Annotated in this window: 14 protein-coding genes; 8 read left to right on the top strand and 6 right to left on the bottom strand. The window is 60.5% G+C overall.

What is annotated here, in order from left to right; translation table 11 throughout:
* Positions 1–195: 195 nt before the first annotated feature.
* Entirely contained in the window at positions 196–408 is a 213-nt protein-coding gene (locus NKH12_RS20270; RefSeq protein ID WP_023678332.1) for a cold-shock protein, read from the bottom strand.
* A gap of 331 nt (positions 409–739) precedes the next feature.
* On the opposite strand from NKH12_RS20270, the gene NKH12_RS20275 reads away from it, so the two are divergent.
* Positions 740–1,066, top strand: a complete 327-nt coding sequence (locus NKH12_RS20275; protein ID WP_352954757.1) for a hypothetical protein — start codon at positions 740–742, stop codon at positions 1,064–1,066.
* A gap of 11 nt (positions 1,067–1,077) precedes the next feature.
* Here the strand turns inward: NKH12_RS20275 and NKH12_RS20280 are convergent, their stop codons facing one another.
* Positions 1,078–1,647: a methylated-DNA--[protein]-cysteine S-methyltransferase gene (locus NKH12_RS20280; RefSeq protein ID WP_352954758.1), complete on the bottom strand. Its 570-nt coding sequence runs from the start codon at positions 1,645–1,647 to the stop codon at positions 1,078–1,080.
* 179 nt (positions 1,648–1,826) lie between these two features.
* On the opposite strand from NKH12_RS20280, the gene NKH12_RS20285 reads away from it, so the two are divergent.
* A complete protein-coding gene (locus NKH12_RS20285; protein ID WP_352954759.1) occupies positions 1,827–2,690 on the top strand; it encodes a transglycosylase SLT domain-containing protein in 864 nt (287 codons plus the stop codon).
* A 110-nt stretch (positions 2,691–2,800) separates the two neighbouring features.
* The gene (locus NKH12_RS20290) at positions 2,801–3,289 is read left to right on the top strand and encodes a GNAT family N-acetyltransferase (RefSeq protein WP_352954760.1); all 489 of its coding nucleotides are present in this window, start codon (positions 2,801–2,803) and stop codon (positions 3,287–3,289) included.
* A gap of 180 nt (positions 3,290–3,469) precedes the next feature.
* Here NKH12_RS20290 and NKH12_RS20295 read toward each other — a convergent pair whose 3' ends face one another.
* Positions 3,470–3,811, bottom strand: a complete 342-nt coding sequence (locus tag NKH12_RS20295; RefSeq protein ID WP_352954761.1) for a hypothetical protein — start codon at positions 3,809–3,811, stop codon at positions 3,470–3,472.
* A gap of 199 nt (positions 3,812–4,010) precedes the next feature.
* Here NKH12_RS20295 and NKH12_RS20300 point away from each other — a divergent pair, with 199 nt between their 5' ends.
* From NKH12_RS20300 to NKH12_RS20310, 3 genes are all read left to right on the top strand, one after another.
* On the top strand, positions 4,011–4,427 hold the full coding sequence (locus NKH12_RS20300) for a lysozyme inhibitor LprI family protein (RefSeq protein WP_352954762.1): 417 nt from the start codon (positions 4,011–4,013) through the stop codon (positions 4,425–4,427).
* 112 nt (positions 4,428–4,539) lie between these two features.
* Positions 4,540–5,283, top strand: coding sequence for a DUF899 family protein (locus NKH12_RS20305; RefSeq protein WP_352954763.1), 744 nt, complete (start codon positions 4,540–4,542; stop codon positions 5,281–5,283).
* 132 nt (positions 5,284–5,415) lie between these two features.
* Positions 5,416–5,967 carry a DUF4142 domain-containing protein gene (locus NKH12_RS20310; protein WP_352954764.1) on the top strand — a complete coding sequence of 184 codons (552 nt, stop codon included), beginning with the start codon at positions 5,416–5,418 and terminating at the stop codon, positions 5,965–5,967.
* A gap of 124 nt (positions 5,968–6,091) precedes the next feature.
* On the opposite strand, the gene NKH12_RS20315 is transcribed toward NKH12_RS20310, so the two are convergent.
* Entirely contained in the window at positions 6,092–6,412 is a 321-nt protein-coding gene (locus NKH12_RS20315; RefSeq protein WP_352954765.1) for a DUF1476 domain-containing protein, read from the bottom strand.
* Between the two features lie 376 nt (positions 6,413–6,788).
* On the opposite strand from NKH12_RS20315, the gene NKH12_RS20320 reads away from it, so the two are divergent.
* On the top strand, positions 6,789–7,178 hold the full coding sequence (locus NKH12_RS20320) for a DUF6152 family protein (protein ID WP_352954767.1): 390 nt from the start codon (positions 6,789–6,791) through the stop codon (positions 7,176–7,178).
* On the top strand, positions 7,179–7,643 hold the full coding sequence (locus NKH12_RS20325) for a DUF6644 family protein (RefSeq protein WP_352954768.1): 465 nt from the start codon (positions 7,179–7,181) through the stop codon (positions 7,641–7,643). It abuts the gene before it with no gap.
* A 114-nt stretch (positions 7,644–7,757) separates the two neighbouring features.
* On the opposite strand, the gene NKH12_RS20330 is transcribed toward NKH12_RS20325, so the two are convergent.
* Both NKH12_RS20330 and carB read right to left on the bottom strand, forming a co-directional pair.
* Positions 7,758–9,431: an RNA-directed DNA polymerase gene (locus NKH12_RS20330; RefSeq protein WP_352954769.1), complete on the bottom strand. Its 1,674-nt coding sequence runs from the start codon at positions 9,429–9,431 to the stop codon at positions 7,758–7,760.
* 326 nt (positions 9,432–9,757) lie between these two features.
* Positions 9,758–13,261, bottom strand: coding sequence for a carbamoyl-phosphate synthase large subunit (carB, locus tag NKH12_RS20335; protein WP_352954770.1), 3,504 nt, complete (start codon positions 13,259–13,261; stop codon positions 9,758–9,760).
* Between the last annotated feature and the right edge of the window lie 242 nt (positions 13,262–13,503).

Raw genomic sequence — 13,503 nt, forward strand, 5'->3', positions numbered from 1 at the left:
CAGCAAAAAGGCGGGACAAAATCCCGCCTTCCATGCTTGGTAGCCTGATCGGGAGCGTTTGATCCGGGCCGGCAGCAATCTGCTGCTTCGGCTTGTCGGGGTTTTTCGCTCCGGTGCGCTTCTCGCGCGACCGTCAGTACATCCGTGACTTGCCGCGCGCCCCGAGCTATCGCCCGGCGCGCGCCATTCGCAAAATCAGGCTGCCTTGCTCAGAGATCCAGCGGACGACTTGCCAGTGCGGCGGTCCTGCTCGATCTCGAAGTTGATCTTCTGGCCTTCGACCAGGGTCGACAGCCCAGCGCGCTCGACTGCGGAGATGTGGACGAAAACGTCCGCGCCGCCGCTGTCAGGCTGGATGAAGCCGAAACCCTTGGTGGAATTAAACCACTTGACCGTACCTGTTGCCATTTCGATAGTCCTTATACGTTTGCTTTAGCTTGACCGAACCGAAGTCCAGTCGGTTTGTATCGAGATTTTGGAGATAGAACGTCAGCAAACGCGAATATCGCGAGGCCCGGATCGATCGGCCGAAATATCAATGGACCTCATATAGTCCGCTTCTTCGCAAAAAACAAGACTGGGCAAAAAAGGCGCTGATGCGGCGCTGCCCAACGGCCGCCCCAATCGCGTGAAAGCGTTGCAACGTCGCGCGTTGCGGAGGGCCGCAACGCTGATCGCGCACGTTGCGGGGAAGGATCGTGCCGCCTTCGAGCGTCCGGTCCTGTTTTGGGAGAGGACCATGAAAACTGTTCTGCTTGCCGCCTGCCTGACGCTGCTGGCCGCCGAGGCGCAGGCGATCTCGCGCTATGACCCGAGCCGCATGAGCTGCGGCAGAGTGCGGGCGACGATCGCCCAGGAAGGCGCCGTCATCCTGCGTTACCGGTCGACGCGCACGCCGGGGCTGCCGCTCTACGACCGCTATGTGCGGAGCCAGCGTTTCTGCAACATGGGCGAGGTCAGGGCACGGGCTTTGGTGCCGAGCGCCGACACGAAGTCCTGCGTCGTCTACAAATGCAAGCGGGTGGACACAGACCGGCGTTTCCGCCGGCGCATTTTTCCGGACTAGCTCGTTGGGCCTCAAAATCCAAAAGATACCTGCGCCGCCGGCGGCGGGCCGACGCGCACGCCTTCCATCGCCAGCATCTTTTCCTTGGTGGTCGAGCCGCCCGGCGCTGAAAAACCGCCGATCTTGCCGCCGGCGGCAAGAATGCGGTGGCAAGGGATAACCAGCGGCACCGGGTTGGCGCCGAGCGCCGCGCCCGTCTCACGCGCCAGACCGGCATGGCCGGCGCGCTTGGCCAATTCGCCATAGGTGGTGGTCTCGCCGAAGGCGAGTTTTCGCGCCGCGTCGTAGATGGCGAGGCGGAAATCGTCGACGCCGGTGAGATCGACCGGCACACCGGAGAAATCGACGTCTTCGCCGGTTGCATAGGCCTTTATCGAGGCGATCAACTCGGAAACCCATTGCGGTTGGGCGCTCGAAGCAGCGATGCCGGCATGATGCAAGAGCCGGCGTTCCACCGCGTCGCGGTTGCGCTGGGGCAGGCAGAGCCGGGTCAATCCGGCCTCGCTCCAGGCGATGCCCATGAAGCCGATCACGGTTTCGAAGACCGCGTGGCCGGCGGCGGCTTGAGAGGTGCTTTCCATGATGCGCTCCTTTCCGAAGAAACGGATGGGAATCCAGTACATATCGAGAACAAGATATCGCATTTTCAGGGATTTGTTGCCACCCGAAAACCATTCGAGTCCCAACTGGCTGCGGATTGCCCGGGCAAAGGTGCTGGTGTAAGGACTTTCTTAACAGACGAACCGGACCCGAGCGCGGCTTGCCAGCAAAAATCATCTTTCCCGCGATCGGCGTGATGCTTGCTGCGGCCGGTCTCAGCGGCTGCACTTCGACCTCGCAGACCAAGGCCGTGCCTTCCCTGACTGAAACCGCCGCCGCGGGCGCTGATGCCGGCTTTACGCTGGCGCTGCCCGACACGGTTTCGGTGCTGCCGGAATCGTCTGGGATCGCGCCTGTCCAGAGGGCGGTGCTGGCCGTCGATCCTGCCGCGACGCCTGCCCAGCCAGCGGCCTTTGCCGGACCGACCCCGCTGGCCGCAACTGTCCCTGCGGCCATGACGGCCGATGCCGCGCCAGCCAGCGCAGCACCTGTCTATGCGACGGCCGCCGTGGCCATGCCGGTCACCGGCGAAACAGGCAAGACGATGCCCGGCGTTCAGCAGGCCGCCTATGTCGTGCCTGACGATCCGTCCGCCCTGCTTTCGACCAGCCCTGCCAAGGAGTATTCGGCCGGACCGCGCGGCGAGATCGAGCGGTTGATCGAGAAATATGCCGTCCTCTATGAGGTGCCGGTCGATCTGGTGCGCCGCGTCGTCCGCCGCGAGAGCACCTTCAATCCCAAGGCCTACAATCGCGGCCATTGGGGGCTGATGCAGATCAAGCATGCGACGGCGCGCGGCATGGGCTATGACGGGCCGGCGAGCGGGTTATTCGACGCCGAGACCAATCTGAAATATGCGGTGAAATATCTGCGCGGCGCCTGGCTGGTGGCCGGCGGCAACGCTAAGCGCGCCGACCGGCTCTACCAGAGCGGCTATTATTACGACGCCAAGCGCAAGGGCATGCTGGGAGAAACCGGCCTTGGCCGCGACCGCGGTCGGCGTCGCCTGCTGCCCGATGCCTAAAAGCTCGTCGCGTGTGAACGGATACATGCGACACGCTTTTAGTTCTTGTTTTTATGCATGTCGTTATCGCAAAACCGCTGCGCACTTTTGCGCGACAGGCATTGAACACCATGCCTGAGCCGCGCCCGCCGGCGCCGAACGACATAAGGCTGCGCAAGATCCTCGACGACACGCTTGCCCCACCGCGCTGGCCGGAAGGTTTTGTCATGCGCGGCTTCGAGGCCACCGACGCGCTCGCTTTGCATGCGCTGCTGACCACCGTGTTCGACGACGGCGCCGACGGGCCGTTCGACGAATGGTGGCCGCGCGTTTCGAGCGACGCGGAATTCGACCCTGCCTTGTGTTTCCTGGTTATCAACAGCAAGGGTCGGCTGGCGGGCGCGGCGCTGTGCTGGACGAGGGCGTTCGTCAAAGACCTTGCCGTCCACCCCGAGGCGCGCGGCCGAGGCATCGCCGAAGCGCTGATGTGGCACGCCTTCGCCGCCTTTCGCGCACGGGGCGCTGCGCATATCGACCTCAAAACCAACACGGTGGAGAACGCCGCCGCCGTCAGGCTCTACGGGCGGCTGGGGATGTTCGAAGTCGACTGGGAAGGCTAGCCCGGCTCTGGTCGGCTGCCCTTACGGCGCGGAAAATGCATCGTTTGTGAACTGCTTCACATAGGTCGCCTAGCCGCACTGGACGGCGGATCCCGAGGCGGGTTCGGGATCCGCCTCCTCGTACGCTACCAACCACCGCCCGCGAATCTATCCGTTCCAAGCCAACCTGCTTGGTATCGCTCAGTCAGGCGCGTTGCCGATCTTCTGCTTGAGCTTGAGCGCCCAGGAGCGGCCTTCGTCGCCGCCCCATAAAAGCCAGTCGATGTAACCGGCCGACGGGTTTTCTTCACTGCCGAAGTTTCGGCCCTTCTTGTCGACCTCATGGCGGGCGAAATAGCTGACCATGCGCTGGATGGTGGAGGGCGAAAGTTTATCGCGGTTCTTGAGCTCGGTCGCCCGCGCAACCCCGACCTCGGTGCCGCCGCGGCCAAATATGCCGCGCAACCTGAGGCCCATGGCGGCATTGTCGGCGACGATCTGCGGACAGCGCAGGTCGATTTCGTCATTGTCGGCTTCGCGCATGGTTCTTCCCCGATATGGACCTATAGTCCTGAACGAAAAATGCGGTGAGATGCATCCCGCCCGCAACGCTATTGCTTCGCAGTCGTCGGAGCCGGCCTGAAAGGAACTGTCCACCAAGGCGACAAGCTGCATCTTGCCTGTATTCGTCTCACGGTTAAGCTTTGTTACAGCGGGGGCTCTCGAAAACCGGAGAAACACGATGCGGCTTTCAAAAACCGGTCTCGCCACCTTGATCCTCGCCATTCCGCTTCTAGCCAACGCGGCGCGTTCCGACGATTGCGCCAACGCACAGGACCAGGCGACCGTGAACGAATGCGCCGGCAAGTCGTTCACCGAAGCCGACAAGAAGCTCAACGACGCCTACAGGCAGATAGAGGGGCGGCTGAAGGACGATGCGGCGACGAAGAAGCTGCTGGTCGGTGCGCAGCGCGCCTGGGTCGCCTTCCGCGACGCCGAATGCAATTTCCAGGGCGGCCCGCGCGATATGGCCGGCAGCATGTATCCAATGGTCGTCGCCGGCTGCAAGGAGGCTGTCACCGACGACAGGCTGAAGGATCTCCAGGGCTATCTCAACTGCAAGGAGGGCGATGCGAGCTGCCCGGTGCCGGCGCAGTAGCGCTCGTTTGCATAAAAATGTCGGAACCGTCCTTCGCCATACGTCCTTGAGAGGCAAGGCGCGTTGCCGTGTAGGGCGCGCGTCGTCAAAATCCCAACAGATGGAGATGACGATGATCAGCTTTCCCAACGAATCCAGCGAATACCGCGCCGCCCGCGAAACGCTGCTGCAGAAAGAGATCGAGCTGCGCCGCGCCATGGAGGATGTGGCCGTCGCCCGACGCGCGCTGCCGCCGGGCGGGCTGGTGCCGCAGGATTATGTGTTCGACGGGCTTGGCCCCGACGGCAAGTCGGCCCGCGTAAAACTGTCGGAGCTGTTTTCGCCCGGCAAGGACACGCTGATCGTCTACTCGATGATGTTTCCGCGCCATCCGCAGGAGACGCGCGACGTGGCGACAAGCGGCGGCACGGCGAAGCTCGCGCGAGCCGACCAGCCATGCCCGTCCTGCACGGCGCTGCTCGATCAGTTCGACGGCGCCATTGCCCATCTGGAGGCCGCCGGCTTCAATTTCGCCGTGGTGGGCAAGACCGCGCTCGAAAACCTGATCACGCTTGGCCGCGACCGCGGCTGGACGAACATGCGGCTGCTCTCCTCGGCCGGCAACACCTTCAAACGCGACTACCACGCCGAAGCCGACGGCGGCGCGCAGTTGCCGATGCTGTCGGTGTTCCATCGCGACGCCGACGGCATCCGCCATTTCTGGAGTTCCGAGCTTGGCTTCGCGCCGTCCGAACCCGGCCAGGATCCGCGCGCAGTCGGCACCTGCGAGCCCTTGTGGAACCTGATGGATTTCACGCCGGAGGGCCGGCCGAACTGGGACGAACAGCTGCAGTATGACGGCGCGTGCTGCCACTGAGTGGCCTTCCCCCTCTCCCCCTGTGCGCACGCTAGCCCACAGGGGGAGAAGGGAGGGCGCTCCAATCTCCGCGCAACTTCGCCGCCTGTGTCGCGTTGACTCTCCGAGGACACACAATCCCGGAGATTTCCTGTGAAAACGCATCTCACGCTTCCCATGGTCGCTTTGCTGGCCGGCGCGCCGGTGGCCTTCGCCCAGTCCACCGCGCCGGCCGATATACCGGCTGTCGGCGAAACCAAGATCGACACCGAGACCTTCACCAGAACCGTCCCCAGTGCCAACCGGTTCGAGATTGAAAGCAGCAAGCTGGCCGAACAAAAGAATGTCGCCGCCGATGTGAAGGAATTCGCCGCGCTGATGGTCAGGGATCACACCAAGGCCGGCGAGGATTTCAAGGCAGCTCTCGAACAGAGCCAGACCACGGCCTCGGTGACGGCGAGCGGCCCCGCCCTGTTGCCGAAGGACCAGGCGATGCTGGACCAGCTCAAGGGCTTGGACGGAGATGAATTCCAGGCGAAATACATCCTCCTGCAGACCGAGGCGCATAAGCAGGCGCTGGCGCTGTTTTCCACCTATGCGCAGTCGGGCGAAGATCCGGCGCTGAAGGAATTCGCAAAGAAGACGCTACCGGCGCTGCGGACGCACGAAAGGCATCTACAGGATCTGGTGGCCGCTCACAGCTAGTGCATGGCGCCAAAAAAGCATGCCCTCGGGCCTGACCCGAGGGTGCGCAGCGGTTTTGGGATAAGGACATGCAGAAAACAAGTGCCTAAGCGCGTCGCGACGCGCTTTTAAGCTGGCGCAGCTTTCAGGTGTTTTTGATCTGCTCGACCGCGGTCACCAGCAGTTCGTCCATGACACCGCGAATCTGAGCATCCGACTGGGCGACGCCTGCCGCGTCGAAATCGGCGCGTATCTTGCGCAACACGTCGTCGTCCCCGGCCTCTTCGAAGTCCGCGCGCACCACCTCTTTCGCATAGGCGTCGGCGTCCTCACCTGACTTGCCGAGCTTTTCAGCGGCCCATAGGCCGAGCAGCTTGTTACGGCGCGCCATGGCCCTGAACTTCGTGTCCTCGTCCATCGCAAACTTCTTTTCGAAGCCTTCCTGACGGTCTCTCATACTGCTCATGGTGTGCCTCGTTCAGGTGTGAGTCTCCGACCTTCATCCGATGGAGAAGAGGAGCGGGGTAGGGGCCGAACATGGCTTGCATAGATGTCATAAGCAAGACCGGACCGTTCATTGCGCAGGGGCAATCGCTTCAGGTTGGCGCTGCCCCTCACCCCCCCCTCTCCCCGTGAACGACGGGGAGAGGGGGGTGCCAGCGTTGCGGCTAGGTCCCTTCTCCCCGTTCTTGACGGGGAGAAGATGCCGGCAGGCAGATGAGGGGCGGCGCCGACATCGACAATTCGATCGCCGCGGCCGACTGCCCTTCGCATCGATGTGATTTGACGTTGCCGCGCCGTGACCTACTCTCGAATGGCGGGACGAACCGAGGAGACGAGCGATGCAGTCACCTTTCAACGGGCTTCGCAGCGTCGCGCTGACAGCGGCAGTGATCCTTTCCGCCGCCACCGCAGCCTTTGCCCATCACGGCTGGTCGTGGACCGAGGACGGGTTTTTCGAACTCAAAGGCACGATCAAGGCCATCTATATCGGCAATCCGCACGCCACGCTGGATGTTGACGCCGAGGGCGAGGTCTGGCGGGTGGAGATGGCGCCGCCGTCCCGCACCATTGCCGCCGGTTTCACCGAGGAGGTCGCCAAGATCGGCGACGAGGTGACCGCGATCGGCAACCGCTCGCTCGACGAGCAGGAAAAGCGCATGAAGGCAGTGCGGATAATCGTGGGCGGCAAGACCTATGATGTCTATCCGGACCGCGTGCCGCCGGCCTGAATGGACTGGTACCTCGCCGGCATCGAGCAACTCACCTTCGTGCGGTGGCTGAAGGCCTCCTTCGTCGCCTACCCCATAGTCAATGCGCTGCACATCATGTCGATCGGCGCGCTGCTGACCAGCGTCTGGCTCATGGACCTCCGGATCCTGGGCGCCTTCCGCTCGCTGCCTTACGCGGCGTTCATCGCGCTGCTGCGCCGCACCGCATTTACCGCGTTCGCCGGCGCACTTGTCACGGGGTCGCTGCTCTTTTCAATCAGGGCGAGGGAGTATGCGGCGATGCCGATTTTTCTCACCAAGATGTCGCTCATCCTGCTCGCCGGTGCCAACTTCCTCGTCTTCATGCGCCGCGCAAGAGGCGGCGACGAACCGGCCGGCGGGGTCGCTCCTGTGCTGGCGGTGCTCTCGCTGGTGCTGTGGACGTCGGTGCTGTTCGCGGGGCGGTTTATTGGGTTTCTCAACTGAGGCGGGCAACGTTGGCGGCTAATCACAGCTAGGCGCGCTGACTCTCGATGCCGCGATGCCTGAAATGCGATCTCCCGCATCCCATTTGTCTAAGCCAAATCGCCGCGCCAAAAATTAATATTCATCAGCAGCCCCATCGTCGAAATCGATTTCTTCGATGTCGAAAGATAAGTCTAACTCAAAATCGTCGACAAGTTTGCTCTTTGCCAAATTTTCGTTCTTCATCTTTTTCAGTAACGGAGCCAGTTTATAGAACTCTTGGCTTGAACGGTAGAATTCAATTTTTTTCTTATAAAAATAGCGAAAATACTCGTGATCGGTGACGTGTTTAATTTTTGTCGTTCCGTTTGTGTCTTTTAGCGTAGTTTCGTAAGCATATAGCCACATATGACTATTCAAGCCATCCGCGGTCAAAAAAGTGTTCCAATGAGAAAAGCTGATGTTTCCTTCGACCAACCCCTTAGAGCGGGCATCAGCTATTAGCACTGCGATCAAAGGGTCTTCTTCCGCTAAAAAAGGTTTTAACACCTTTGTTTTCAACGGGATTCCGAGAGAGATAGCCAGATGCAACAGCCATATCGCCTCACCAGCTTTTTGCTGCTCGCATAAAACAGGGAGGCTCGACTGCACTAGATCCTGAATCAAATCTATTGTTAAGTCAGATTTAGTAAGATGCCTTATAATAAATATCTCAACTAAGATGGAAATGATTGTTGGATTTTCTCGATAGATTGAAATGAGGTACATTTCAACCTGCTTCCACGAATCGCACTCCAAGAACGCGCGTCGCGCGTTTTGAAGCGCAAATTTTGCAACATTACTGTCTCGATTTTCACCAGACGTGCGATTCAGATTGTAGAGAAATAAATCAATCGACTGCGGATCGTATGGAGGTTTGGGAATGATCGACCGTATATAGCTTTTCCAGCCCCAAACGTAATATGAGCTGCTCGCCGAAATGAACGTTTTCTCATTATTGATATCTAGTTCGAATGTATTTGCTGATCGTCTGATCGATGCAATTACAGCTTCAGCTCGTTCCTTGGTGTGTGTTCCAATGCTGAAATCGTCAACGAAACGCATCGCCGAATTTAAAGTTATGCCAGGACTGCTTTGGATTGGAAGGTCGATCGCCGAACCAACCAGTTCAGCGATCATCCGTGATGTATCGGGGCCAACGGGCAGGCCAATTGTTTGACCATCTTGCGAGTTCCTTGAAATCAAATCGATGAGGTTCCCCGCGTGCTTTAGGGACCGGTTTTTCTTTGCAAAGTTTTTTCCATGTATCGCCCATGCAATTGCGTGGGTGTATATTGAATGGTAAAACGAACTAAGATCTGTATGTAGTATATATGCAAATCTTGCATTTAAATTCGATAGAAAAAACTCTCTCGATTCGAACACCGGGCGCTTTAAAGCGCGATCCCCACTCCAATCAAAGACAGATGGGGATACTGATATCTTTGAATTATTAGATATCTTCCTTAATTCAATATACTTATCCGAAAGTATCTTTGACAAGAAAAAATACGATATTGGATTTATAAATGAGTGCCTTCTGTGATGTTTAATAAACCTTGGATAGTTAAATGACGATCGGTTTCCCTTGTAATAGTAATAGTTTGGATCTTTTGACTTTCCCAACTTTGGTAATTTGTCGAAATTTGCCAAGAGGTAATTTCTGTATTTTCCAAGTTTCTCACTATAAAAGCACTTTGGAAGTTCTGGGGGAAAAAATCCGGCCGTAAGAAACCGGCGATGGCGAGCTCGAGCATTTTTCGCACTCATTCTCTACTCCGGTGAGCCGTATGAGTTGACGCCCGCATAGGCGTTCTGAGTCTAGGCTGAGTAGATAACTACACCATTTCCGCTATCAAGAACTAAGTCTTGTATAAAAAATACCCGTGGAAGGGCAGCAGGCGAAAGCGCCGGAGAGTGTCGCGAGGGGAGGCGCTTTCTGCGTCAGCTTGGCATATACCTTCCACTTGTGGGAAAAGGTGGATTGACGCATGAGCGCCGAGCGGGGTGCTGGCAGGATCGCAGCGTTGGCGGGACAGCACCCCCCTCTGGCCTGCCGGCCATCTCCCCCACAAGGAGGGAGATTGGCTAATCGCCTACGCAAAATACTCCTGCAGCGGCCGAACCTCGAGGCTCCCCGCCCTCAGCGCCGCGATCGCCTCGGCCACGGCAGCCGCACCTGACAGCGTCGTGTAATACGGCACCTTCTGCATCAGCGTCGCCCGGCGCAGAGATTTCGAGTCCGACACCGCCTTCTGGCCGTCCGTGGTGTTGAAGACGATCTGCACCTGGCGGTTGCGGATGGCGTCCTCGATGTGCGGGCGGCCTTCCAGCACCTTGTTTATTTTCTCGGCGGCGACGCCGTTCTCGGCGAGGAAGCGGGCGGTGCCCGATGTGGCCATTACCTTGAAGCCTTGGCCGGCAAGGCGCTTGACCGCCGGCAGGATGCCTTTCTTGTCCTCGTCGCGCACCGAGACGAACAGTGTGCCGGAGCGCGGCAGGTCGACGCCGGCCCCTAACTGGCTCTTGGCGAAGGCCAGCGCGAAGTCGCGGTCGAGGCCCATGACCTCGCCGGTCGAGCGCATTTCCGGCCCCAGCAATATGTCGACGCCCGGGAAGCGGGCGAAGGGGAACACTGCTTCCTTGACCGCGATGTGGCCGGGATTGCGTGGGTCGGGCATGGCGCCGTAGTGGGCGAAGGCATCTTCCAGGCTCTCGCCGGCCATGATGCGGGCGGCGATCTTTGCAATGGGCCGGCCGATGGTCTTGGCGACGAAGGGCACGGTTCGCGACGCGCGCGGATTGACCTCCAGAACGTAGACGGTGCCGTCCTTGATCGCATATTGCACGTTCATCAGCCCGCCGACATTGAGCGCGCGGGCGAGCGCCGCCGTCTGGCGCTCCAGCTCGTCGACGAGCTCCGAAGGCAACGAGTGGACCGGCAGCGAGCAGGCGCTGTCGCCGGAATGGATGCCGGCCTCCTCGATGTGCTCCAATATGCCGGAGACGAAGGTCGACTTGCCGTCGCACAGGCAGTCGACATCGACCTCGATGGCGCCACTGAGATAGGTATCGAACAGCAGCGGGTTCTTGCCCAGCAGCGTGTTGATCTGGCCTGTTTTGTCGTTGGGGTATTTCTGCTTGATGTCCTCCGGCACCAGGCCGGGCACGGTGTCGAGCAGATAGGTCTGCAGCATGCCCTCGTCGTGGATGATCTGCATGGCGCGGCCGCCCAGCACATAGGACGGGCGCACGACCAGCGGGAAGCCGAGCTCGCCGGCGACGAGGCGGGCCTGCTCGACCGAATAGGCGATGCCGTTCTTCGGCTGGCTGAGGCCGAGCTTGTGCAGGAGCTTCTGGAAGCGGTCGCGGTCTTCGGCCAGATCGATCATGTCGGGCGAGGTGCCGAGGATCGGGATGCCTGCCTTCTCCAGCGCGTCGGCGAGCTTCAGCGGCGTCTGGCCACCGAACTGGACGATGACGCCGACCAGTTCGCCCGACGCCTGTTCGGCGCGCAATATCTCCAGCACGTCCTCCGGCGTCAGCGGCTCGAAATAGAGCCGGTCGGAAGTGTCGTAGTCGGTCGAGACGGTCTCCGGGTTGCAGTTGACCATGATCGCCTCGAAGCCGGCGTCGCGCAGCGCGAAGGCGGCGTGGCAGCAGCAATAGTCGAACTCGATGCCCTGGCCGATGCGGTTCGGGCCGCCGCCGAGGATGACGACTTTTTTCCGCGACGACACCTGCGCCTCGTTGGCGAGCGCGCCGGCGAAGGGCACTTCGTAGGTCGAATACATGTAAGCGGTGGGCGAGGCGAACTCAGCGGCGCAAGTGTCGATGCGTTTATAAACCGGATGAACGTCGAGCTTGTCGCGAATCTTCTGGATGTCTTCCACGTCCTTCCTGACCAGGGACGCGAGGCGGGCATCGGAAAAACCCATCGCCTTCAGCATGCGCAGATTGGCGGCGTCCTCAGGCAAGCCATGCTCGCGGATGCGGTCTTCCATGGCCAGGATGCCGGCGATCTGCTCGAGGAACCACGGGTCGATCTTGCACATGGCGTGCACGTCTTCGAGCGAGGTGCCCATGCGGATCGCCTGCGCCACCATGCGCAGCCGGTCGGGCGTCGGCGTGCCCAGCGCGGCGCGAATGGCGTTGCGATCGTCGACATGGCTGGCCGGCGCGCTTCCGTGGCCGATGCCGGGGATCTCGATCTCGTCCAAACCGGTCAGGCCGGTTTCAAGCCCACGCAGCGCCTTCTGCAGCGATTCCTGAAAAGTGCGGCCGATGGCCATGACCTCGCCGACCGACTTCATCGCCGTGGTCAGCACCGGCTCGGCGCCGGGGAATTTCTCGAAGGCAAAGCGCGGGATTTTTGTGACGACATAGTCGATGCTCGGCTCGAACGAGGCAGGCGTGGCGCCACCGGTGATGTCGTTCTCCAGCTCGTCCAGCGTGTAGCCGACGGCGAGCTTTGCGGCGATCTTGGCGATGGGGAAACCGGTCGCTTTGGAGGCGAGAGCCGACGAGCGCGAGACGCGCGGGTTCATCTCGATCACCACCAGGCGACCGTCGGCCGGGTTGACGGCGAATTGCACGTTGGAGCCGCCGGTCTCGACGCCGATCTCGCGCAGCACCGCGATCGAAGCGTTGCGCATCATCTGGTATTCTTTGTCGGTCAGCGTCAGGGCAGGGGCGACGGTGATCGAATCGCCGGTATGCACGCCCATCGGGTCGATGTTCTCGATCGAGCAGACGATGATGCAGTTGTCGGCCTTGTCGCGAACAACCTCCATCTCGTACTCCTTCCAGCCGAGCACGCTTTCCTCGATCAGCACTTCGGTGGTCGGCGAGGCGTCGAGGCCGGACTGGACGATCTCGTAGAATTCGGCGCGGTTGTAGGCGATGCCGCCGCCGGTGCCGCCCATGGTGAAGGACGGGCGGATGATGGCGGGCAGGCCGACATGGTCGAGAGCCTGCGCGGCGATCGCCATGGCATGGCTGATGTAGCGCTGCTTGCGGTCGCCCTCGCCGAGGTTCCAGCGCGTTTCGAGCGCGTCGAGCGCAGCGTCGAGGTTTTCGGGCTTCTCGGCCTTCAATGCGGCGCGCTCGGCTTCGTGCACCTTGCGGTCGGCATTCTTGACGTCGGTGGCATTGGCCAGCATCGACTTCGGCGTTTCCAGGCCGATCTTCTTCATCGCCTCGCGAAACAGTGCCCGGTCCTCGGCCTTATCTATTGCCGTGGCGTCGGCGCCGATCATCTCGACATTGTAGCGCTCGAGCACGCCCATGCGGCGCAGCGACAGCGCGGTGTTGAGCGCGGTCTGGCCGCCCATGGTCGGCAGCAGCGCGTCCGGCCGCTCCTTGGCGATGATCTTGGCCACCACTTCCGGCGTGATCGGCTCGATATAGGTGGCGTCAGCCAGCTCCGGATCGGTCATGATGGTGGCCGGGTTGGAATTGACCAGGATGACGCGAAAACCCTCTTCCTTGAGCGCCTTGCAGGCCTGGGTGCCGGAATAATCGAACTCGCAGGCCTGACCGATGACAATGGGGCCGGCCCCGATGATCAGGATCGACTTGATGTCGGTGCGTCTTGGCATATCGAGGGTCCGTTCGGCAGGCGGCTTGCACGAAAAACCGGACGGGAAGACCCGGCCGGTTGTGCTCGCGATTCTGGTATCAGGCTAGGAGGGCCTTATAGGGAAGAGTTTTGCCTGATGTAACCCCCTAAAATGCGAGTAGGGGAGTAGGGCAGTAGGGCAGTACGGAATTACGCTTTTACACCACTAGGCCACTCCGAGCGAAGTCCAGATCAGGCTTACGCCTATGATAGAGAAGAAGG

Source organism: Mesorhizobium sp. M1322, from assembly GCF_040318085.1.
Lineage (GTDB): Bacteria > Pseudomonadota > Alphaproteobacteria > Rhizobiales > Rhizobiaceae > Mesorhizobium.